Origin of the sequence: Acinetobacter sp. SH20PTE14 (assembly GCF_021391555.1) — a bacterium.
Lineage (GTDB): Bacteria > Pseudomonadota > Gammaproteobacteria > Pseudomonadales > Moraxellaceae > Acinetobacter > Acinetobacter amyesii.
Genome location: NZ_CP090067.1, coordinates 1328816 through 1351289, shown reverse-complemented (window position 1 = coordinate 1351289; position 22474 = coordinate 1328816). Strand labels below are relative to the sequence as shown.

Genomic DNA, 22474 nt, shown 5'->3' with positions numbered 1-22474 from the left:
CACCTAAAAATTATAATTGTGAACCAATAAAGAAATGTAAACGAATTGGTTTGCTGTCGTCAGAAAGTCCGGTAGCGACATCTAAACGAATTGGGCCAATTGGAGAAGCCCAACGTATCCCCACACCTGCGCTATATGCAGTCGGTGTATTAAAGTCTTTATCGTACGCATTACCAAAGTCACTAAAGACCGCAGCACGCCAGCCTTCTTTAAATTGGTAGTTGTATTCTAATGAACCCGTTGCCAAGACTTGACCACCAATTTTATAGCCATTTTCTTCGGCCGCTAAACTCTTATAGTCAAAGCCGCGAATGGTTTGGTCACCACCGGTAAAGTAGCGTAAGTTATAAGGAACTTTATCAAAGTTCTCTGTCAGAATATAACCTAAATCACTGCGCCCAACGACTTGGTGATTATCATTTTCACCCAACGAATAAATAAAGCGCCAGCCCGCATTCAAGATAGCCATATCAACATCTGAAAGTAAGCTTTCACTTCCGACTTCAACTTTATAGGTTTGCTTGATCCCTTTACTCGGATTCACACGTTTATCTGAGTCGGTTCGAGAAATTTCATAGCCAAACATCAAGGACTGTTGTTCATTGTTGGTATTCACCAAGAATGCATCTGGAATGTCATCACTAGGATTAAGTCCGTCATCAGTAATACGGTCCAAACGATAACGTAAACCAAAGGTATGCTGCCAACTACCACGGGGGTTTTTAATAATCCGGTCCACACCCGCTACAGCAGATTCAATGGAAAGATTAACACCTTGACCGACATCATCACGTTCTTCACGTTCATAACCACCGACTAAGCTGACATAGTCATTTAATGGGTGGTTATATGGAATGTTATAGCGTCCATCAATCGATTGACGGATTTTGGATACTTCCATGTTGGCGTCAAAAGAATGACCACGTTTATTCACGATGGCACGGCGATACTGGCCACGAACACGTGTGCCTGTATCAGTACCAAAACCTGCACCAATTTCTGCACTATTCAACTTGTCTGCATTCAGCGTCACGATCACAGGGACTTTTTTATCTTCACGTGCTTGCGCTTTTAAACGTTCTTGTTCTGCTTGTTTAGCATCTTGCGTATCTTGCAAACTGCGTAATTTAGAGGATTGCTCTGCATCATTCACCCCCGCAAATTGGTCTTCATCAACCACTTTTTGCGTGACTTCCTTATTCGACATCACTTCCGTTTTGTCTTTCACTACTTGTGAACTTTCAGACAACTGATTTTGATCGACCAAGGTCTGAATATCTGGTGGCAGTTCAAGCGGCTTTTCAATTGGGTCTGGTCGAATCGCATCAACTAAGGTGTAGTTAAAATAGCGAGAGTTGGTCAGGTTGTTAGCCAAACCATTCACACGCCAGAAAGTATAGTCAGCACCGTCTTTCCACGTCACCAAACTTTCTAAAATATCGCGATCCAATGGAAACTCTGCATTAGGATCACTCATTCGAAATTCGACTTCGCCAAGCTTATAACGCTCACCCGTTTCAAATCGCAAATTGATATCGGCAGTATTTTGTGGTTGAGCCACTCTTACATCGTGCAAACGCCAGTACGAGTCGAAATAACCGTTATTAGTTGCTGCATCATTAATTCGGCCTTTCGTCGTTTCGTATTCACCATGATTAAGAATGTCACCTTCTTCCTGATCTGGTAACACACCAATCACCTGAAACTGAGCTTGATTTGCTCCAGCCCCTGAAAATTCAATATTTTGCTTTTGAATTTGCACAGGCGTATTTGGTGTAACCAATACACGAACTTTACTGTCAGACACTTTTTCAAATTTGAATTCAGACTGATAGAAGCCCACAGCTTGTGCAGCTTGATTGGACAAGCTGCGTAATTGAGGCAAAGCCGATGGAAAATCGCTAAAAGACTCTTGAGTAAAACTTGAAAGCTTGCCTTTAATATTGGCTTTGAGATCTTCCAGCGCCGCACCGTAAGCCTTACTCGAAGTCTGACTGGTATTATGTGCTGAGGTAATTTCAACATCCGCACTAATTCGTGGCACTTTTGCCGTATTCATCTGACGTGGCGGACGTACTTTATATAATAAGCGCTTAAAAATACCCGGCTCTGCATCATCTTCCACGGTTGGATTATTCAGCTCTTGCAGCGTACTGGCATTTTCATTTTGTGTTGCAATAATTTCATTATCAGAGCGAATTTCACTCATGAGCTGATCAATATTGACTGGCGCTTGGTTAATTTCCGTTAACTCTTTTTGGGTAATGTCCGCAACAGCAACTTCTGTTTGTTGTGTCGCACGGTACTCCTGCGCCTGACGTTTGGCTTCTTCAGCAACTTGGAAGATTTCATTCGCCATGTTTTGATCAACAGGTGTCACGGGTAAGTTTTCTAAATCTTCAAACTCAATGGGTTTAAATTCTTGTAGTTGTGTTCCTGCTTGCTGCTGTTCTTGCAGCATTTTCATGCTATCAACAGATTCTTCCGGCTCATTTATATTTTCAATTTTTTCAATTGCTTCAGGCGTCGACAGCCCTTGCTTTACAGCCTCATCCTTGATTTCAGTAACAATCTCTGCTTTTGTATCTGCAGAGGTTGGAACAGTTTCCGCGGGAGTTTGGGCGAAACTATGCTGAGCACACAAGGTCAAAAAGATGCTCATATATAGACTTTTATTGCTATGATGCTGTCGTATGCAGTGAGCCATACTGTGATGAAGCATTGTTTTTTTAAACTTGATTTTTGCAGGCATAGCAAACTCTAACAAATTTCATTATGTAATGGACTTAGTCAATCAGATGTAGAGCTAAAGATCTTATATCTATTGGTTTTTCGCCATCCCCAAACTCAAAAACATATTACATGATTTTTTTAGAGATTTTACCAATCACTCACATTTCTTAATAAAACTTAATGTAGCAAGACGCTTATGAATAACAACGAACATCTGCTAGGTACACGCCGTTTCCTGCCTATGTTTTTGACCCAATTTTTTGGGGCGCTCAATGACAATGTCTATAAACAGGCTTTACTACTCGTTATCACTTATGGACTAATTCAACAGCAAGCATTTCAAGTAAGTACGCTTACAAATCTAGCTCAATTACTTTTTATTTTACCCTACTTTATATTTTCAGCGACAGCGGGACAGATCGCAGATCGGTTTGAACGTTCACAACTTATCCGTGGTATCAAAATTTTAGAAATTATCATCATGATGATTGGGAGTTTGGGCTTCATTACGGGACATATTTGGTTATTGTTATTGGCACTCTTTATGATGGGAATCCATTCCACCTTCTTTGGTCCAATCAAATATGCCATTTTGCCTGAAATTTTAAAGCCAAATGAACTCATGTCTGGAAATGCCTTATTCCAATCTGGTACATCCATGGCAATTTTGATCGGTATGATTTTAGGTGGAACTGTCATTGCATCTTCAAATGGCAATCTCACTTGGATCAGCCTGACAGTCTTAAGCATTGCTATTTTGGGTTATATCTCAAGTCGTTTTATCCTTAAGCAAAATGTGACTGCCCCAGATTTAAAGATCGACTGGAATTTTTTTCGAACAAGTTATCAAACCATCAAATACGCTAAAAGCTTGCCTTTAGTCTTCACAATTTTACTCGGTAATTCATGGTATTGGTTTTATGGTGCAACCTACCTCACCCAAATTCCACAAATGACTCAGCAAAATCTACATGCCTCTGAAAATGTCGTTAGCTTGCTATTGACCTTTTTCTCTGTCGGTGTGGGCGTAGGTTCATTGCTTTGTCGTAAATTGGGCGGCACTCAAGTCAATATTAAGATGGTTCCCATCGGTGCTGTCGGTTTAACGGTATTTGCACTGTATTTAGCGTTTAGTTTGACCCTCGTCCCGACTCAAACTGGCCCACTTATTACCCTTTCAGAAGTATTTCACCAAGGGTGGAGCTATTACCATGTCATGATTGCCGTGACTTTATTGGGTATTAGTGGTGGTTTTTACATCGTTCCGCTCTATGCAATGATGCAAGCTTATTCGCCTCGCTCACATCGTGCCCGTGTAGTTGCAGCAAACAACATTTTAAATGCGGTATTTATGGTATCTTCTGCTTTATTCTGTATTATTATTTTGAGCATATTACAGATTGATATTAAAATACTTTTCTGCACGACTGCTGTACTTAGCGCCATTTTCTGTATTTGGCTGTTAAAACGAATCAAACCTTTGCTTCAAACTACGCAAGTCTCTCTGGAGGATTAATCCATGCGTCAATTTACAGGTGTCGACAAACTTATTCATTCATTTGATCAAGCCTTACGTAGTTTAGTACCTGGGGCGACTGCCGCACATCGAGAAAACCCTGCTAACATTGAAGAAACACAATTAGCAGTGAGTGAAGCGCGTCATGTTGCAGGTTTAATGCGGGTCAATCATAGTGGTGAAGTATGTGCACAAGCGCTTTATCATGGCCAAGCCCTCACCGCGAAACTGCCAAATGTCCGCCGTGAAATGGAACACGCTGCGATTGAAGAACAAGATCATTTGGCTTGGTGTGAAGACCGCTTAAAAGAATTAGACAGCCATACCAGTCTGCTCAACCCTGTTTGGTACGGCCTTTCTTTTGGGATGGGTGCATTGGCAGGTATTGCCGGTGATAAATATAGCTTAGGTTTTGTCGCTGAAACTGAGCGTCAAGTGAGCCTGCATTTAGAAGATCACATCCGCCAACTTCCTGAACAAGACGAACGTTCACGTAAAATCTTAGTGCAAATGAATGAAGATGAGCTGCATCACCGTGATACAGCACTCAATGCAGGTGGTGTAGACCTTCCTGTTCCAGTTCGTATTGCCATGACTGGTATTTCTAAGCTGATGACCAAAACCAGTTATTACATTTAATGCTTTTCTAATGATTGTCGCTAAGTTTTATAAATAGTGAAAAAAAGCCTGCAATGATGCAGGCTTTTTTATGAGAAATCTTTTGACTTTAATACAATAATTCCTTCACCATCAAAACAGTTTATAGGCTGCCATCGACTTGGTGTAAACCAATCAAAATTCAAACTATAACGTTGTGCAGTGGACGGATAACCTGCTCCACCTAACTCAAGCAGCCATCCTGCCGGACAAATTTCTTTTTGGTTATTCATCATAACGGTTTGATCATGTACCAACTCAAGCAATAAATGGCGATGTAGCTCAAATGCAATAACATCAAATCCAGCTATTTGAATAGGCTGTGGAAAACGAACCGATGTCAAACCTTGACGAATATCAGTCATCTGCTCCAGAGTATAGTCGGTTTCAAATGATCGGTTAATCCACGTGCCTTCAGGCAATACAACCTCTCCAAAGTTTAAGGGTTCCTGCAACTGTATATGAATTTTCTTTTGATGCTGCCACTCTGCATAGTCAGAACTAAGATCTGAAATCACAAACAATCCAAGCGTTACTGCAACAAATAAAGGGAAAAACAATACGCCAGATAAACCAATTTTAAGTACCGCATTTACTTTATATGGTCGATTTTTTTGCTTTTTATACCAATTATTCCAACTCAACCAAATGGCAATGACAATAAATAGCACCAAAATCGCAAAGCAAATAATAAGAAAACCTCCCGCACCCGCACCATAACCTAAGCCCATATTGCTCTCACTGAATATCCTTTTAAATCTTTTGATTATGTTTTGACGATTTTATCAGATCAGCCACGTTCACTTTATCAATGTTGATGATGCTTACGCCACCACTTCAACACCGTATAGAGCACACGTAAAAATACGATACATAATACAACGGCAATAACGATGTAAATATCTTGATGATAAGGCAGCATTTTCGCCCAAAATAGATGTAAATAATGACTGATTTGGAAGCCAATCGTTGCGACCAACATCGCCCAAATAAAACAGGCGACCAGATTAATCAGCACATATTTCCAAACAGGATAAGCACGCACACCGACTGCAATAGGCAAAATGGTTCTAAAGCCCCAAGCAAAGCGCATAAATAAAATGGTCAAAATAGGATAACGTTCAATAAACTGGCTCGCACGATCGAATTTTTGTGCAAATTCTGCATTCGACTGGATAAGTTTTTGCCCATAGCGAGCGCCCATTTGATAATAAAACTGATCGCCAATAAAACTGCCTAACATCGCCACCACAATCAACATTGGAAAATGAAGTATGTGTTGATGTACGGCATAGGCGCCAATCATCAGCACTGTTTCTCCTTCAAACAATGTGCCAATAAAAATCGCAATATAGCCATAGTGCTGAATCAGATCCGTCCAGTTCATATCATTATTTGGAAGCTAAAAAGATAATGTAATCCTACGACAGCCTATACGCTAGCGCATACCATGACAGGATTTGAACATTTTTTGTTATTGTCTACTTGGGATATTTAGGGACATTTGAAATATACGTCATGAGTTTTGAAAGCATTGCGTTTCATTCGCTCAATCCACTAAAACCTTTTGGCAACTCACCATAGGAAATTGATGTGCTGGATGTTCAAACATTTCATTTTTCCAAATGTCGAACATTGGTATTTTAACATCGAGTGCTAAAGGCAGTTTTTTCGGATTAAATTGCATGTGCGCTAAACTTTCGCCCCACGCGATCAGATCCAGATCCAAAGCGATATTATGAGACGGACGAACACGACCTGAGTCTGCTTCCATTTTTTTCAGTAAGGTGCTGATTTCATCTACAGATAAACTGCTTTTCACCAAACAAGCTGCATTCCAATAATCCGCCCCAATGCCATCACGACAAGGAATCACATAAATTTTGGAAAATTCAGCATGACCCAAAGCCTGAATTTGACGTAAAGCCAGTTGAAAATGCGGTTTGGGATTGAAATTACTCGCCAGAGCTAGGGCGAAAATCGTTTCGGTGGCGTTCAAGACGAATTCCTACAGAATTGGCTTGCGCGATAATGGCAGGCTTCCGGATGCTAATCATAATAGATTCAATGCTGTCATAGGTAGCAAAAAGTGCATCAATCACCAGTTTTGCTGCATGTTCGATCAATTTAGGTTGAGCAGTTTGAATGACTTTGGCTGATATTTCGCAAATTTCAGCATAATTCAAGGTATCTTCAAGCTCATCTGACTGAGCCGCCTGCGCTAAACTGGTTTGAATATTGAGGTCGAGCATCAAAGGCTGAATAATCTGACGCTCCCAATTGAAACAGCCGACTACAGTTTCAACTTTCAAACCTTCAATGATAATTGCGTCCATTCTTACACTCAAAATAAAATCTTAAACATCGATAAAATCCTCCTGTTTAAGCAAGAGGATTTTATTTATATCTTGCGGCTAAATTATTGCTTCAACAATAAATTAGGGTCCATAGTCTGCACCATTTGAATACGCTGGTCTGCATAAATATCGATATATGGCGCAAGGATGCGCATAAAGCGATCGAAGTACAACATTTGTTTGAATAATAAAGCGAAGTCACGTGGGAAGCGAATACCATGACGCTCTCCGACTTGTACCATATCCATCATAATGTCATTCAAATCGGCAGGATTTGAGGTTAATAATTCCTGTGGATCAGCCAAAAGCACACCGCTAAATAAGCGCTCTAAGTCGGCAGCTAAGACTTGTGTGTCAATTTTGACAGCCGTCATGCCCATTTTCAGCATATTTTCAGCCATCAAGTTGTAGTCAGTTTTTTGTAGGGCATCCATAAACGCAATACATGCTGTCCACACTTCAGGTTTCAACTGGCCCACGATACCAAAATCGATGAAGCCAACTCGACCATCTTCAAGCAGCATCAGGTTGCCTGCATGTAAGTCTGCATGGAAACTATTACATAACATCAAGCTGCCAAACCATGTATTCATCGCTGTTACCAAAACTTGCGATGGATCTTTAGCGACTTTTTTAACCACATCAAAATCAGTCAATGGTACGCCGTATAAACGTTCCATCGTTAAGACTCGACGCGTTGAATATTGGTGATAAACTTTTGGTGCTGTTGCGGCTTTGTTTTGAGTCACATTCAGATAATTCACAAAGTCGTCAAGATTTTGAGCTTCTTCAATAAAGTCCACCTCACGTACCATGCGAACTTTAATTTCTTCAACGATATCTGCAAGTGAAGCAAATTTGACTTTGGGTACAGCTTTTTCGACCAGTTTAGTAGCCCAATGTAAGACGTTTAAATCTGTATAGAGAATCGTCTCGACACCCGGTTTTTGCACCTTAATAACAACATTTTCACCAGTGACCAATTTAGCGGCATGCACCTGTGCAATCGATGCAGAAGCCAAAGGCTTTTCATCAATTGAAGCAAATATTTCATCTAAATTACGACCAGCAAATTCTGAAGCCAATACCTGCTGCACATAACTAAACGGCAATGACGGTGTCTGATCTAAACAGCCTTGGAACTCTTCGACATATTCACGCGGAAATAAAGAAGGTGTACTGGCAATAAATTGACCCAATTTAATATAGGTTGAACCTAGTGATTCAAAAGTTTCACGCATTAATTTTGCGTTACTTGGTTTTTCAGTTGCATATTTAAAGCCGGCTTTAGCCGCAACGACAGCGGTCTCACCCATGCGGGCAACCGAGCGAATTCCATCTAACCAGATATTGTTTTTCATAATGTCTTAGAAAAAAATAATTAACGTGAGTGTAGCAAAAAAATAAGGGCTTGCTGCTTTATCTTGCCTGACAGATTGGACAATCGGGATCTTTTTCAAAAGCGAGAATTTTTTGTTTCATTGACAGACCATCCCACAACAAAAGTTTTTGTTTCAATACTGTCTTTCCTAAACCCAAATAAAGCAAAGCATGATGTGCTTGCAAACTTGCCATAACATTTGGTGTGGTTGCAAGCACACCCGAGTCTGCACAGCGCAAACTTTCATTGGCTTGTTGTTCTTTTGGAAATAGACATTCATAACATGCCGCGTTTCCTTCGACCATAAACAGTTGCCCTTGGAAACCAATCGCTGAAGCACTAATCAGCGCCACATTATTTTCTACGCAGCTCACATTGACCAAATAACGCGTGCTGAAATTATCACAACCATCGAGAACCAAATCTTGCTGTGAAATCAATGTCTTTGCGTTGCTTTCATCTAATTTTGTGGTATAGCTTTGCACTCGGATATGCGGGTTAATCGCTTTTAAGCGTTTAGCCAAAATTTCTGATTTATAAAAACCCACATCGTCTTTGGTATACGCGATTTGTCGTTGTAAATTACTGATTTCAATTCGATCTGCATCGATTAAAGTGATTTGTCCGACGCCTGCACGTGCCAATAATTCGGCTGTGGTACACCCAATTCCACCACACCCTACGATGAGTACATTGGCAAGTTTTAGCTTCTCTTGTGCATCGATGTCCCATCCATCAAGCAATATTTGACGGCTATATAAATGCATTTCATCATCACTTAATTCAAATTCAGATGTTGATTCATTCGATTTAAACGTAGACAAAGTATTTCCTTATTAAAATTCGTCAAGCATAAAAAATAGGCGAGTTTATACCGCACGCAAAAGATTAAAACATCGATATCCATCAAATGTTGTTCGAGTACAAACCCGAAACAGTGTAAAAACACCCTGCTATTTGAGCAAGACAATATACAGCTTAAAGTTAAAATAAATGCTCTGTAGACATGGCATTTTTCTCAGTTAGCGTATCTTCAATTACATTATTTAAAATACAGTATCTCAAACACCTTAGTATGTAGAAACATCATAGAGGTATAGCGTATACATGTTTTAAAAATAATAAATTAAAAATATAGTTATATTTTTAACCGTATTTAGTTGCACTAGAGCTGCTTATATTAGGTTAATTTTAATGATTCTTTTCTACCTTAGCCTCAGAAAATAAAACTTAATCCAAGACATTTTAAGCGTTTATGTATGCAAAGAGATTTAATCCGTAGGTATATGTATGAATTCAGTGAGAATTAAATTGCTGACACAATATGTTCGATAAACTTATGACCTAACACACATTATTCACATACTTTGTGCTCAGTTATATTTACCCCTTTACCCCAAAGTGATTACTTAAAAGTGGAGAATAAAAATGTCACAAGAATACGTTGAACAAGATCAGCGACAAAAATTATGGGAACTCATTAAAGACGTGCGTTTCACCATGATTAGCCATGTCACTGACAAGCAAGAAATTCATTCTCAACCTATGACCATGCTTAATTCTGATAAGATGAATGAGCATGAAAATATCTATTTTCTTATGAAAGAAAACAATGACCTTGTAGAGGCAGTCAATGCAGGTCGTAATCATCTTGGATTAGCATTCGCTAAACCTTCAGACGATATTTATGTATCAATTAGTGCTCATGGAGAAATCAGTACAGATGCGGCCCTAATCGATAAATTATGGAATCCTTGGGCTGAAAACTGGTTCGATGGCAAGACTGATCCTACTGTTCGCGTTTTGATAGCTAATGCTATTAGTGCAGAATTCTGGAATGTCAAAGACAATAAAGTCACCCATTTATTCAAAGTTTTGAAGGGCAATTTAACGGGTAAAACTCAAGAACTTGATACTGAACATAATACCCTGAACTTAAAATAAATGATTTTATTGATTTGAATTAATGCTTTAATTTTAGGTTAATTTGGATTGGCCCATAGTTAGTCAAGTGCATATATGATCTGGAATGAATGGTTTCACCAGCTCAAATATCAATTTCAAAAAGGCTGCATCAAGCAGCCTTTTTTGCGTATATAAATTGACTCAACTGACCTTTTGAATTAATTGCGCTTTGGCCACTTCTTGTTGCTTCAACAAATTACGTTGGATTTTTCCACTCGATGTTTTAGGCAACCCATCTACAAATTCAATTTCTTTTGGATAAGCATGCTTGGATAAACGAGATCGTACATAGGCTTGTAGTTTATCCATGAGTTCCGAACTTGCTTGATATTGTGGTTTCAATACCACAAAAGCTTTAACCAATTCAGTTCGCTGAGGATCAGGCTTACCAACAACTGCTGACTCTAAAACCTCTTCACATTCTAATAATGTGCTTTCCACATCGAAAGGCCCTACACGATAGCCTGACGTTGTAATGACATCGTCTGCACGACCTACAAAATCAATGCCGCCTTTTTCGTTTAAACGAACAGTATCACCAGTTAAATAGTAGTTCCCGACAAAGGCTTTACGATTATTGCCACCATAGCCTGTGAACCACATGAGTGGAGATTGCGACCAGTCTAATGCCAATGTTCCAATGCCACCACGTTCAATTTCTTGATAGTCTTTATTAAGCACCGCGAAACGATGGCCCGGTATAGCAAAACCGGCTGAACCCACTTTTTTGTAGTGTTCTAAAGCGTGATGATTTGCAATCACCATACCGAGTTCTGTTTGCCCATATTGGTCATAAATATTGACGTTTAAATCGTGATTAAACCATTGAATCACTTCGGGCGTTAGTGGCTCTCCTGCACTACTCACAACCCGTAAATGTGATTTTAGGGATTCATCAAATTTTTCTTTAAAACCAAAGAACATACGAAATGCCGTTGGTGAACCGGTCAAATTACTGACTTTATATTTTTTGATGACTTGAAGTGCATGATCAACACTAAAAGCACGTTCATCCATAATAATGCTGTGTCCTAAACTTAATGGCCCTGCAATTCCATAGTACAAACCATAAGCCCAACCCGGATCTGCCAAATTCCAAAATGAATCTTCATCACGCAAATCAACCGCATGTGTCATATACCCTTTAAATGCCAATAACGCTTTGTGTGGCACAGGTACAGACTTGGCTAAACCGGTCGTTCCTGATGTAAACATCATTAAAAATTCATCGTCAAATGAACGGGGAACTGAGTTAAATGTGGCGTCATGCAATTGCAACTCTGACCAAAAGTCAGGATCTGTTTGAATTGCTTGATCGGCATGTACGTTTAAAATATGCGGTAAATCAATGTGATTAAGTTTTGATCGTTGCTCAGTGTTGGTTACAATCAGCTTTGTTCCCGCAGTTTGCACCCGATGCTCAATCGCTTTGGACTCAAATGCCGTAAACAAAGGCTGATAAATTGCCCCTATACGCCATGTTGCCAAAATAGTAATCAATAACTCTGCAGTACGGGGTAATAGACCTGCAATGCAATCACCTGCTTTTAGCCCAATGCGCTGATAATAATTCGCCAATTGTGCAGAAGCTAAATCTAATTGCTCAAAAGTCCATTGTTCAGATTCACCATTTTTACCTTCCCAAATCAGCGCAGTTCTATTTTGCCCAACATAGCGCCCACAACATTCATCATAAGCGTTTATAGAACTTGGCGTACCGACCAATTGTTCTGCAACCATTTTTTCAAAATTAAAATCACGATATGCTTGTTCTAGTGTCTTCATGACGACAATTCCTATCCTGTTCTCTATGATTCAAAGTGCAAGACTTTGAGGTTTATTGATCTTGTTGTTGTACCGCTGCGTACTAGTGACGATTCCTTTGCCACATCCGCTTTTACTGCTTTTCTATACACCGATTGCAATGTCGGTTTTTTAGTTTTGAAACTTATACTCTTCGACAATCTATTCGTAAATTACCTATTCTTAGACTGTCTATACCTAGATAACCATGTTTGGATGTGCCCTGCAATTTCCATAACCATCAACGCCATTGCAGGGTTTGAACATCGACTAAAGTCTATTTTTTAACCTTTCACCCTTTGGTGACTTCACGTGCAATCACCAGCCGCTGAATGTCCGATGCACCTTCATAGATTTGACTGACACGCACATCACGATAAATTCGCTCTACTGGGAAATCAGATACATAACCATAGCCCCCATGGATTTGAATCGCATCTGAACACACACGTTCAGCCATCGTCGATGCAAAAAGTTTCGCCATCGAGGCTTCTTTTAAGCATGGAAAACCTGCATCTTTTAACGTCGCTGCATGGAAGATTAATTGACGTGCCGCCTCAATTTGGGTGGCCATATCTGCTAGGCGAAATGCCACGGCCTGATGCTGTACAATCTCCACCCCAAATGCCTTGCGTTCATTGGCATATTCAACAGCCGCATCTAATGCTGCTCGTGCCATACCCACAGACTGCGCAGCAATACCAATTCGACCTGACTCTAGGTTTGATAAGGCAATTTTATAGCCTTCCCCCTCTTGGCCTAAAAGACTATCCGCAGGAATACGACAGTCATCTAAAACAATCGTTGCTGTATCGGAACAATGCTGACCCATTTTGTCTTCTAATCGCGATACGATATAACCTGGCGCATCCGTTGGTACTAAAAAGCACGAAATCCCTTTTTTACCTGCAGACTTATCCGTTACCGCAAAAACTAAGGCTACTTGGGCATGTTTTCCTGTGGTAATAAATTGCTTGGTGCCATTTAACACCCACTCGTCACCATCACGCTCCGCTTTGCATTCCAATGCGCTCGCATCTGAACCCACTTGTGGTTCTGTTAGGCAAAAACAACCTAACCATTCGCCAGTGGCTAATTTTTTTAAGTATTTTTCTTTTTGTGCTTCTGTACCATAACGCTGTGTAATACCACATGGCAGTGAGTTTTGTACGCTGACAATCGTCGAAATCGCACCATCACCTGCAGCAATTTCTTCTAAGGCAACAACCAAAGACACGTAGTCTAAACCAGCACCACCCCATTCATCCGAAACCGTCATGCCTAAAGCACCCAGCTCACCAAGCTCCTTTAACTCTTGTGCAGGAAATGCTGCCGTTTTATCACGCTCTGCAGCCGTTGGTTTCAGTTTTTCTTGCGAATAGCTTCGCATCATGTCCTGAACCATTTTTTGTTCATCATTTAAAATCATGAGACTTCCTTTTCTAAATCTTTTATAGCGCGTATAGCTTTAAATGTTGGATAACTGCGGAATTAAAAATTCTTTGACTGTATTAAAGCAAAGTTGGATACACGACGAAGTCATTTGCAACTGTCTGAGGCAGGACGCCATTAATCTCTAATCTTTCTGCAACCTATAAATCAATAAATACTTGATGACGAGCTTTACAAATGACAATGTTTTTGGTTACTTTTGCCGAAACAAAAGTAACGAGATGAGCTACTGTCAACGAAGTTATTCTCGATAAGACTCCGTCGTAGAAGCCTGAATAAGCAGTTTTAATAAATAACTATTTAGGCTGCATACGGATCGCGCCATCAAGACGTATCACTTCACCATTGAGATAAGCATTTTCAAAAATATGCGTCACTAATTTTGCAAACTCTTGTGGTTTTGCTAAACGTGGTGGGAAAGGCACCATTTTCCCCAAAGCATCTTGTACATTTTGTGCTAAGCCTTTGAGCATCGGGGTTTCCATAATGCCCGGAGCAATAGTCATCACACGAATCGACTCACGTGCAAGCTCACGTGCAAGAGGTAATGTCATTGCAACCACTGCCCCTTTAGATGCTGCATAAGCCGACTGACCAATTTGACCATCAAAAGCAGCAACTGACGCCGTATTCACAATCACGCCACGCTCTTCTTCACCCGCTTTTAATTCATATTTAGCAATCAGTTGTGCCGCATAGCGCAGCATATTAAATGTACCTGAAACATTAATATTTAATACTTTTTGGAACATCGCCAAATCATGCAATCCGTCACGACCTAAAACTTTTGCAGAGGGTGCGATACCGGCACAGTTCACTAAACCATTGAGTTGACCAAATTCCGCTTCAACTTGTGCAAAGAAAGCGCCAACCGCTTGTTCATCAGTGACATCCAATTGAACAAATTTGGCATGATCACCCAGTTGACGTTGCATCGCTTCGCCATGCTCATGATTCATATCCACAATAATCACTTTTGCACCCAGGCCAATCAGATGTGTTGCTGTCGCAGCGCCTAGTCCTGATGCACCACCAGTCACAACAAAAACTTTTCCTTTAATGTCCATATCAATTCCCTATTTACGATGTCTTGTTTTAAATTCGACTTAAGATGCAGAGTAAACAGAGAATTTATTCAGTACAATTTCCAAATGTTGCATCTTTTCTGATGTATTTGGACAATTCTGAACAAGGACCTATCCGCACATATGCCGAAGCATGGACTCGAATACAGCAAAGGGACGATTTCAATCGACTTGGTGCATGAAGCATTACACGATGCGCAAAAAAAGCACTTTGATATTTCTGCTATTTTACAAAAGTCTGGTATACCCTCAGAGTTACTGCTATCAAGTAAGACCAGAGTTTCCGTTTCACAATATGCGGCTTTATGGACTCATCTTGCAGATGTGATGGATGATGAATTTTTTGGCATGGATCGGCATGCCATGCGACGTGGCAGTTTTAAGCTACTGTCAAAAATAGTCATGCATAACAGCAGCTTGGGTGATGCACTCAAGCAAATCCTACAATTTTTAAATCTGGTTTTAGATGACTTGCATAGTGATTTAACTATTGAAGATCACTTTGCTTATATCGTGATCTATGACCAACATGCGCCTAAACGCATGTTCAGCTATGCAACATATTTAATGCTCATCCACACGCTACTGTGCTGGCTAAGTGGTCAACGGATTTTATTAAACCAAATCCAATTTAAATGTGATGCGCCGCTTGATGATCACGACTATAAAGTTCGCTTCTGTGAGAATATTCATTACCAAGCCAGTCAAAACTATATACAGCTCGATGCCAGTTATTTAAGTCTGCCAATCAAACAAGACACACGTTCGTGGTATCAATTCCTACAACAAACACCTGAAAACCTTTTGGTGCGCTTTAAAAACCCCTATGCGCTCAGCAGCCAAATTCGTAAACAACTGTTAGACGTTCCTCCTGCTGAATGGTTAGAGTTTTATGAGTTGGCGGTCAAAATGAATATGTCGGAAGCCACGATGCATCGCCGTCTTAAAAGTGAAGGTGTGAGTTATCAACAACTCAAAAATGATATCCGACGAGATACCGCCATCGATTTTTTAACTCATACTGATAAAAGCTTACAAGATATCAGTGAAGAACTAAATTTTCATGATCCGAGTGCTTTTCATCGGGCATTTAAAAAATGGACAGGCGTCAGTCCCGGTGCGTATCGACAAAATAATGCGCCTGAATTCAAGGCCTAAAATTTGATATTCGCTATTTACAAATTGAATATTCATCTAATTAATAGAAAATCAATAACTTAAAAATATTCAATAAATAGACTGACCATTCATCCTTGAACGATTGCTACTTTAGTCTAATTAGGTTATTTTTCACTCAATTTAAAGCACTTTGCTTATTTATTTTCCAATTCTCCTGCATCTCCTTGAAAGGCTTTCCTATGCTTAAGATGATTGATGTTCTTGAACAACAACTTGTTCAAAACTTTTCAGATTCTCTTTTCACTCAGATTGACGCAATTGATGAACTGTTTCATGAACAGCTTAAAACTGTCGCAGATATCGATTTGCAAAATTTGATCTCACAATTTTTTAGCACTGAAAATGCAGTTGAAGTTGCTCATGCACTGGATATCCAAGCGGATGACATTGAAGCAATTCAAGCAGGTGCAAATCTAAAAGATGAAAATTTAGTGAATGCAACTGCAAAAATTATTGCTTACTGTCTTGCAGTAGAAACAGCAGCTTTAGAACAAGTTGAAGTTTTCGATAGCTTACAAGACTACCCAATGTAAGCATTGATCGAATTTAAAAAAGCAGCGAAAGCTGCTTTTTTATTGGAAAGATTATTTAAGCCTATAATTCACTATAATTTTTGAATATTCATTACACTAAAATACCTAAGCATTTTTCATGCAAGCTTACACATTAATTTATATAAAAAAAATTCAGCATAATTAAATTCAATAAAATATTTTATATTAACTACTTATATTTAAACTATAAGCTTATCTCGTTTTCTATTATTCTTAGCATTTATTCTGTTTTGTTTCTGAAATATTTCCGTCGTATCTATGTGCTCATAATTCAACACTTGTTTGTGAACGATATGACTTCCCTATTTAAAAGCTCAAAACTGATTTTTTCTACGCTGACGTTCAGCCTACTCAGTAGCTCTATCTTTGCTGCTATTCCTTCGACACTCAAACTGGATTATGCCTACTATGCACCGACCAGTTTAGTGGTGAAGGAACAAAAACTCTTAGAAAAAGCTTTACCCAAGACACAAATTAAATGGGTCTTTAGCCAAGGCAGTAATCGCTCACTCGAATATCTAAATAGTGGCAGTGTGGATTTTGCCTCAACGGCAGGACTTGCAGCCGTTTTGAGTCGTGCCAATGGCAGTCCGATTAAAACCGTATATATACAGTCACAGCCTGAATGGACGGCATTGCTTGTGGCAAAAAACTCTCCGATTAAAAGTCTGAAAGACCTCAAAGGCAAAAAAATTGCAGCGACCAAAGGAACCGATCCATTCATGTTTACATTGCAGTCGTTGGAAACAGTCGGCCTCAATAAACGTGATGTGCAATTGGTACATTTACAACATCCTGATGGAAAAACAGCTTTAGAACGTGGTCAAGTCGATGCATGGGCGGGATTAGATCCACTTATGGCATCGGTACAAGTACAATCAGGCGCACGTTTGCTGTATAGAAATGTGGGTTTTAACAGCTATAGTGTTTTAAGTACCAAACAACAATTTAGCCAGCAAAGTCCTGAAGCCGTTGAAGCTGTGATTAAAGCCTATGAACAAGCACGACAATGGGCTAAAGCCAATCCAGATAAATTAGCCGAATTATTGGCACGTGAGTCCAAGCTTCCATTGGCTGTTGCCAAGCTTCAGTTGAGTCGTACCAATTTTGATCAAAATATCCCAACAGCTAAACACATTGCGGCCTTAAAGAAATCTGGCACGATTTTGACTGAAGAAGATTTAGTTCGTAAAGGAACCAATGTCAATCAAGTCATTGATCAACTTTTTGAAGCACGTTATGCGAAAAAGGTTGTGAAATAACATGTCATCATCACTGACTCAACCCAAAATCGATACAGCGGTTTCGACCGCTTCCGATTCATCAAACCATATAAAACCCAAGTTGATCTTGATTTTAAAAGGTCTTGCTCTACCTGTGGTTTTATTGCTGCTATGTGAAATCTTGGTCAAAAATGGTGTTATCGAACCGTATCTACTCCCCGCTCCGAGTAGTCTTTGGCAGTCATTTATAGAGTTATCTGAAGGTGAACTTTGGCAGCATATCTGGACTAGTACTTGGCGGGTATTTTTAGGCTTTTTTATTGGTAGCGGACTTGCTCTGATTTTTGCACTCTTAGTCGGTTTGAACAAACAAGCCGAAGCATTTTTGGAACCTACATTTTCAGCAATTAAATCTATCCCTAGTTTGGCATGGATTCCCTTACTGCTCTTATGGTTAGGTATTGATGAATCATCAAAAATCACCCTCATTGCCATAGGTGCTTTTTTCCCGACCTATACCAATACCGTTGCAGCGATTCAAGGTGTAGACCGAAAACTCATTGAAGTTGCACAAGTTTATCGTTTGAAATATTTCAGGCAGATTCGTGAGATTATTTTACCTGCTGCATCGCCGGGTATACTTACAGGCTTACGCAATAGTTTAAGTTTGGCGTGGATGTTTATGATTGCTGCCGAACTGATTGCAGCCACGCAAGGTATTGGCTATTTGCTCAGTGATGGTCGTGAAACCTCACGTCCAGATATCGTGATTATCGCCATTATTCTATTGGCACTCTTAGGGAAAATCACCGATAGCCTGATGAAATATCTAGAACAATATCTATTGCGTTGGCGAGATGTGGTGAAGTAAACCTATTTTCTACACTTGCAAATGCACACATACAAACGCTCACATGTGAATTGAAAAACAAAAAAATAAAGCACATTCAATGCGCTTTATTTTTGACTATTTCTCTAATACCAAATCAATGTTGCCACTGACCTAAGCTGACACGGTCATTGCCACCATAATCTTTTACAGTCCGAACATTTCGATAACCAGCTTGTAAGAACAAATGTCTGACTGCTTCCCCTTGGTCATAACCATGTTCGAGCACCACCCAACCATTCACGGTTAAATGTTTTTTGGCTTGAAGAATGATTTGTTCAAGATCTGCAAGCCCATGATTATCTGCAACCAAAGCACGTTCAGGCTCTGTTGCCAAATCCTTCATGTGTACATCATCAGCATCGATATACGGCGGATTTGACACAATTACATCAAAGAAAGCACGACCAAAGGGTTTCAACCAAGAACCTAAGACAAACTGCACATGTTCAAGATCATGCTTTTTGGCATTAAACTCAGCGACTTCCAATGTAGGTTCGTAAATATCTGAAGCCACAATTGACCAATCTGGACGTTCACTGGCTAATGATAACGCTACAGCACCAGTTCCTGTTCCTAAATCGACCACACGAGCATCTTCAGGAAGTTCTAAACGCAGTACAGTTTCAACAAGTACTTCCGTATCAGGACGTGGCACCAAAGTATCTTTAGTCACTTTTAAGTCTAGCGTCCAAAATGGCTGAGAACCTGTGACATAAGCCAAAGGCTCACCCGCAGCAATACGAGTAAGACTGTCGACATACAGTTGTTCTTGTTCTGCCGTCAATTCTTGATCCTTTTTCATGATTAAATCAAAAGAATCAATCTTGGTGATATGCTCTAACAACCACGCATTTTCCTGACGTTCATAACTCTCAGGTTCACCACGATAGGCCAAAGCCTGTGCAATATTCATTAGCCACCATTCTGCTGTGCTAATAACGCCAACTGATCGGCTTGATATTCACGATGCAAACTATCTAGCAATTCAGTCAAATCACCTTCCATCACTGCATCCAACTTATACAGTGTTAGGTTAATACGATGATCAGTCATACGACCTTGTGGATAGTTATAGGTACGAATACGCTCAGAACGGTCACCAGAACCCACCAAGTCACGACGCATTTCAGACGTCGCGGCATCTGCCGCTGCGCGTTTGGCATTTTCTAAACGAGAAACCAACAGCGCCATCGCTTTGGCTTTGTTTTTATGCTGTGAACGTTCGTCCTGACATTCTACAACTGTACCCGTTGGAATATGGGTAATACGTACAGCAGAGTCAGTTTTGTTAATGTGCTGACCACCCGCACCAGAGGCACGATAGGTATCAATACGTAATTCTGAAGGATTAATTTCAACACTGGTGTCTACATCAATTTCCGGCAAAATCGCAACAGTACATGCCGAAGTATGAACACGACCTTGTGACTCAGTTGCAGGAACACGCTGTACACGATGTGCACCACTTTCAAATTTCAAACGACCATATACGCCTTCACCATTGATGAGGCAAATCACTTCTTTATAACCGCCATGTTCGCCGTCATTTTCAGACAGCACTTCAATACGCCAACCTTGTGATTCAGCATATTTACTGTACATGCGATACAAGTCACCAGAGAAAATTGCAGCTTCATCACCACCTGTTCCGGCACGAATTTCTAAATAAGCAGAGTTCGCATCATTCGGATCTTTTGGAATCATCAGAATGTTTAAGTCTGCTTCAAGCTGACCGATCAAAGCTTTATTTTCTTTGATTTCCTCAACGGCCATCTCTTTAAAATCTGGATCCGTCATCATTACTTCAGCAGTCTCAATATCTTCTTCTGCTTGACGGTATTTTTTCCAAACTTCAGTGATTTCAGATAAATCACTATGCTCACGTGACAACTGACGGAAACGTTTGTTATCTGAAATGACTTCTACATCTGCGAGTAATGCATTTAATTCTTCGTGACGGTCAGAGAGCTGATCTAATCGTAAACGTAACGATTCTTTCATTTTTCAAAAAATCTCAATACACAGGCTCTACCGCTAAACTTTCACGGATATGCCAAAATTCAAAATAATGGCGCTAGTGTACCGATAATGGGTCTGAAATGACATATATATTGTTTTCTAGCCTATCTATCGCCCGAAATATCAAAGTGTGAACTTCATCACTCCTACCTTTCTTCACAAAGCTGTATAGATTTTCAGCATTCAACCGTTTTTTTCACAATATTAATAAAACTTATACAAACTAGACACTCAAATCACCAGATAAAGAGAAAGCTCTCCATATTTATAGCGAATAGTTTTGTTACATTTACTGCCATCGAAATGATTATGAAAAAGTCCTCGCGTTTATGAAGGACATGGAGTGAACTATGAAACTGAATACTCTTTTAATGACAGCCACTCTAGCAACTGCTTCTATGTTCACTGTGTCTGCAAATGCAGATAGTACAACACGCGTTGCTGCAGCTAGTGCATTAGGTAGTGTTGCAGGTACTGCAATTGGTAAAAACATGGGCGGTAATACCGGCGCTACAATTGGTGCTGCTCTTGGTGGTGCTGGTGGTGCTGCGGTAGCAAGTAATAAACGTAACCGTACAGAATCTGCAATCGGCGGTGCTTTAGGTGGCGGTACAGGTTATACCGTTGGTAAAAGCATGGGCGGTACAAACGGTGGTTACATCGGTTCTGCACTAGGTGCTGCTGGTGGTGCTGCTTTAGGTAACAAAATTTCTAAAGATAAAGCTTACGACAAACACCAAGAACGTAAATACAAAAAACGTTACCGCCGTCGTCACTAATTTTAAATTAGTGAGTCCAAACTTATTGGATAGTGAAAAGAGCACCTTCGGGTGCTTTTTTTATGTATCGCCATTTTTCAAATGATAAGTACAACTTAATTTATTGCACTTCATACATATGCAGATTTGCCTTCTCTCTATCCATGTAATCAATCATGTAGAAATAAAGTGCAAAATTTACATTGCAGCAACGGAACACGTATTTTATTTCACATCACGCTCCAAATATTCGCTATGTGTTTTCATATATTGATATCAACAGATAAACATCATGCTTCGTAAGGAGTTTAAAAATGAAAATTAATAAAATTCTATTCAGTGCAGCAATTGCCGCTTCAGCACTTACTATGACTGCAACACATGCAGGTAATAGCACCAATACTGCATTAACATCTGCTTTAGGTGGTGTTGTTGGTGCAGCAATCGGTAACCAAGTTGGCGGCCAAACTGGCGCAATGATTGGTTCAGCAATTGGTGGCGGTGCAGGTGCAGCAGCATCGGCAAACAAACGTGACCGTAATGGTGCCATCATCGGTGGTGCACTTGGTGGCGCAGGTGGTTATACCGTAGGTAAAAACATGGGCGGCACAAACGGTGGTTATATCGGTGCTGCACTTGGTTCAGCTGGTGGTTCTGCACTAGGTAAAAAAGTGTCTGAAGACCGTCGCTATGATGACCGCTACAATGGTCGTTATGATGATCGCTATGACCGTCGTTATAACAACCGTGGCTATCGTACCAATAATTATAGCTACAACGACCGAGGCTACCGTGGAGACAATGGTCGTCACTTAGGTTGGTACAAAAACGGTAAACGTTAATCGATATATTTCAATGGAAAAAAATCAGCACCTTCGGGTGCTTTTTTTGTATATAAAA

At 40.1% G+C, this 22474-nt stretch carries 21 protein-coding genes; 9 read left to right on the top strand and 12 right to left on the bottom strand.

Going from position 1 to position 22474, the window contains the following annotated elements:
* Positions 1-10: 10 nt before the first annotated feature.
* Complete coding sequence (locus tag LXF01_RS06575) at positions 11-2752, bottom strand: autotransporter assembly complex protein TamA (protein ID WP_233945238.1); 2742 nt, start codon at positions 2750-2752, stop codon at positions 11-13.
* A 177-nt stretch (positions 2753-2929) separates the two neighbouring features.
* Here LXF01_RS06575 and LXF01_RS06570 point away from each other — a divergent pair, with 177 nt between their 5' ends.
* Both LXF01_RS06570 and coq7 read left to right on the top strand, forming a co-directional pair.
* Positions 2930-4249 (top strand): MFS transporter, encoded by a 1320-nt coding sequence (locus LXF01_RS06570; RefSeq protein ID WP_233945237.1) that lies wholly within the window; start codon positions 2930-2932, stop codon positions 4247-4249.
* A gap of 3 nt (positions 4250-4252) precedes the next feature.
* The gene (coq7, locus tag LXF01_RS06565) at positions 4253-4888 is read left to right on the top strand and encodes a 2-polyprenyl-3-methyl-6-methoxy-1,4-benzoquinone monooxygenase (RefSeq protein WP_233945236.1); all 636 of its coding nucleotides are present in this window, start codon (positions 4253-4255) and stop codon (positions 4886-4888) included.
* A 68-nt stretch (positions 4889-4956) separates the two neighbouring features.
* On the opposite strand, the gene LXF01_RS06560 is transcribed toward coq7, so the two are convergent.
* The 6 genes from LXF01_RS06560 to LXF01_RS06535 all read right to left on the bottom strand — a co-directional run bounded on the left by LXF01_RS06560 (position 4957) and on the right by LXF01_RS06535 (position 9411).
* On the bottom strand, positions 4957-5637 hold the full coding sequence (locus LXF01_RS06560; protein WP_233945235.1) for a hypothetical protein: 681 nt from the start codon (positions 5635-5637) through the stop codon (positions 4957-4959).
* 77 nt (positions 5638-5714) lie between these two features.
* Complete coding sequence (locus LXF01_RS06555) at positions 5715-6293, bottom strand: DedA family protein (protein WP_233945234.1); 579 nt, start codon at positions 6291-6293, stop codon at positions 5715-5717.
* A 162-nt stretch (positions 6294-6455) separates the two neighbouring features.
* Positions 6456-6905 carry a 2-amino-4-hydroxy-6-hydroxymethyldihydropteridine diphosphokinase gene (locus LXF01_RS06550; protein ID WP_180111673.1) on the bottom strand — a complete coding sequence of 150 codons (450 nt, stop codon included), beginning with the start codon at positions 6903-6905 and terminating at the stop codon, positions 6456-6458.
* Complete coding sequence (gene folB, locus LXF01_RS06545) at positions 6862-7242, bottom strand: dihydroneopterin aldolase (RefSeq protein ID WP_180004951.1); 381 nt, start codon at positions 7240-7242, stop codon at positions 6862-6864. Before folB ends, LXF01_RS06550 begins: the two co-directional genes overlap by 44 nt.
* An 83-nt stretch (positions 7243-7325) precedes the next feature.
* Positions 7326-8624, bottom strand: a complete 1299-nt coding sequence (locus LXF01_RS06540; RefSeq protein ID WP_233945233.1) for an ABC1 kinase family protein — start codon at positions 8622-8624, stop codon at positions 7326-7328.
* Positions 8625-8682: 58 nt separating this feature from the next.
* Entirely contained in the window at positions 8683-9411 is a 729-nt protein-coding gene (locus LXF01_RS06535; protein ID WP_180035801.1) for a HesA/MoeB/ThiF family protein, read from the bottom strand.
* A 661-nt stretch (positions 9412-10072) separates the two neighbouring features.
* On the opposite strand from LXF01_RS06535, the gene LXF01_RS06530 reads away from it, so the two are divergent.
* Positions 10073-10588: a pyridoxamine 5'-phosphate oxidase family protein gene (locus LXF01_RS06530; RefSeq protein ID WP_180023516.1), complete on the top strand. Its 516-nt coding sequence runs from the start codon at positions 10073-10075 to the stop codon at positions 10586-10588.
* A 162-nt stretch (positions 10589-10750) separates the two neighbouring features.
* On the opposite strand, the gene LXF01_RS06525 is transcribed toward LXF01_RS06530, so the two are convergent.
* The 3 genes from LXF01_RS06525 to LXF01_RS06515 form a co-directional block, all read right to left on the bottom strand.
* A complete protein-coding gene (locus LXF01_RS06525) occupies positions 10751-12394 on the bottom strand; it encodes an AMP-binding protein (protein ID WP_233945232.1) in 1644 nt (547 codons plus the stop codon).
* Positions 12395-12704: 310 nt separating this feature from the next.
* The gene (locus LXF01_RS06520) at positions 12705-13841 is read right to left on the bottom strand and encodes an acyl-CoA dehydrogenase family protein (RefSeq protein ID WP_078193952.1); all 1137 of its coding nucleotides are present in this window, start codon (positions 13839-13841) and stop codon (positions 12705-12707) included.
* Between the two features lie 319 nt (positions 13842-14160).
* Positions 14161-14931, bottom strand: coding sequence for a 3-hydroxyacyl-CoA dehydrogenase (locus LXF01_RS06515; RefSeq protein WP_078193953.1), 771 nt, complete (start codon positions 14929-14931; stop codon positions 14161-14163).
* A gap of 141 nt (positions 14932-15072) precedes the next feature.
* Between LXF01_RS06515 and LXF01_RS06510 the strand changes: the two genes are divergently transcribed.
* From LXF01_RS06510 to LXF01_RS06495, 4 genes are all read left to right on the top strand, one after another.
* Entirely contained in the window at positions 15073-16107 is a 1035-nt protein-coding gene (locus LXF01_RS06510; RefSeq protein ID WP_233945231.1) for an AraC family transcriptional regulator, read from the top strand.
* A gap of 200 nt (positions 16108-16307) precedes the next feature.
* Positions 16308-16661 carry a hypothetical protein gene (locus tag LXF01_RS06505; protein WP_078188566.1) on the top strand — a complete coding sequence of 118 codons (354 nt, stop codon included), beginning with the start codon at positions 16308-16310 and terminating at the stop codon, positions 16659-16661.
* Between the two features lie 314 nt (positions 16662-16975).
* Complete coding sequence (locus LXF01_RS06500) at positions 16976-17944, top strand: aliphatic sulfonate ABC transporter substrate-binding protein (protein WP_233945230.1); 969 nt, start codon at positions 16976-16978, stop codon at positions 17942-17944.
* Positions 17945-18014: 70 nt separating this feature from the next.
* Entirely contained in the window at positions 18015-18776 is a 762-nt protein-coding gene (locus tag LXF01_RS06495; RefSeq protein WP_372491147.1) for an ABC transporter permease, read from the top strand.
* Positions 18777-18891: 115 nt separating this feature from the next.
* Here the strand turns inward: LXF01_RS06495 and prmC are convergent, their stop codons facing one another.
* Positions 18892-19710 carry a peptide chain release factor N(5)-glutamine methyltransferase gene (gene prmC / locus LXF01_RS06490; RefSeq protein WP_078188569.1) on the bottom strand — a complete coding sequence of 273 codons (819 nt, stop codon included), beginning with the start codon at positions 19708-19710 and terminating at the stop codon, positions 18892-18894.
* On the bottom strand, positions 19710-20798 hold the full coding sequence (gene prfA, locus LXF01_RS06485; RefSeq protein WP_078188570.1) for a peptide chain release factor 1: 1089 nt from the start codon (positions 20796-20798) through the stop codon (positions 19710-19712). The genes prmC and prfA overlap by 1 nt, the downstream gene beginning before the upstream one ends.
* A 368-nt stretch (positions 20799-21166) precedes the next feature.
* Here prfA and LXF01_RS06480 point away from each other — a divergent pair, with 368 nt between their 5' ends.
* Positions 21167-21595, top strand: a complete 429-nt coding sequence (locus LXF01_RS06480; RefSeq protein WP_078193959.1) for a glycine zipper domain-containing protein — start codon at positions 21167-21169, stop codon at positions 21593-21595.
* A 293-nt stretch (positions 21596-21888) separates the two neighbouring features.
* Positions 21889-22416 (top strand): hypothetical protein, encoded by a 528-nt coding sequence (locus LXF01_RS06475; protein WP_168377731.1) that lies wholly within the window; start codon positions 21889-21891, stop codon positions 22414-22416.
* The last annotated feature ends 58 nt before the right edge of the window (positions 22417-22474 follow it).

Coding starts and splice junctions, on each gene's coding strand:
- LXF01_RS06575 (WP_233945238.1), bottom strand. CDS start 2,752: ATGCCTGCAAAAATCAAGTTTAAAAAAACAATGCTTCATCACAGTATG.
- LXF01_RS06570 (WP_233945237.1), top strand. CDS start 2,930: ATGAATAACAACGAACATCTGCTAGGTACACGCCGTTTCCTGCCTATG.
- coq7 (WP_233945236.1), top strand. CDS start 4,253: ATGCGTCAATTTACAGGTGTCGACAAACTTATTCATTCATTTGATCAA.
- LXF01_RS06560 (WP_233945235.1), bottom strand. CDS start 5,637: ATGGGCTTAGGTTATGGTGCGGGTGCGGGAGGTTTTCTTATTATTTGC.
- LXF01_RS06555 (WP_233945234.1), bottom strand. CDS start 6,293: ATGAACTGGACGGATCTGATTCAGCACTATGGCTATATTGCGATTTTT.
- folB (WP_180004951.1), bottom strand. CDS start 7,242: ATGGACGCAATTATCATTGAAGGTTTGAAAGTTGAAACTGTAGTCGGC.
- LXF01_RS06540 (WP_233945233.1), bottom strand. CDS start 8,624: ATGAAAAACAATATCTGGTTAGATGGAATTCGCTCGGTTGCCCGCATG.
- LXF01_RS06535 (WP_180035801.1), bottom strand. CDS start 9,411: ATGCATTTATATAGCCGTCAAATATTGCTTGATGGATGGGACATCGAT.
- LXF01_RS06530 (WP_180023516.1), top strand. CDS start 10,073: ATGTCACAAGAATACGTTGAACAAGATCAGCGACAAAAATTATGGGAA.
- LXF01_RS06525 (WP_233945232.1), bottom strand. CDS start 12,394: ATGAAGACACTAGAACAAGCATATCGTGATTTTAATTTTGAAAAAATG.
- LXF01_RS06520 (WP_078193952.1), bottom strand. CDS start 13,841: ATGATTTTAAATGATGAACAAAAAATGGTTCAGGACATGATGCGAAGC.
- LXF01_RS06515 (WP_078193953.1), bottom strand. CDS start 14,931: ATGGACATTAAAGGAAAAGTTTTTGTTGTGACTGGTGGTGCATCAGGA.
- LXF01_RS06510 (WP_233945231.1), top strand. CDS start 15,073: ATGCCGAAGCATGGACTCGAATACAGCAAAGGGACGATTTCAATCGAC.
- LXF01_RS06505 (WP_078188566.1), top strand. CDS start 16,308: ATGCTTAAGATGATTGATGTTCTTGAACAACAACTTGTTCAAAACTTT.
- LXF01_RS06500 (WP_233945230.1), top strand. CDS start 16,976: ATGACTTCCCTATTTAAAAGCTCAAAACTGATTTTTTCTACGCTGACG.
- prmC (WP_078188569.1), bottom strand. CDS start 19,710: ATGAATATTGCACAGGCTTTGGCCTATCGTGGTGAACCTGAGAGTTAT.
- prfA (WP_078188570.1), bottom strand. CDS start 20,798: ATGAAAGAATCGTTACGTTTACGATTAGATCAGCTCTCTGACCGTCAC.
- LXF01_RS06480 (WP_078193959.1), top strand. CDS start 21,167: ATGAAACTGAATACTCTTTTAATGACAGCCACTCTAGCAACTGCTTCT.
- LXF01_RS06475 (WP_168377731.1), top strand. CDS start 21,889: ATGAAAATTAATAAAATTCTATTCAGTGCAGCAATTGCCGCTTCAGCA.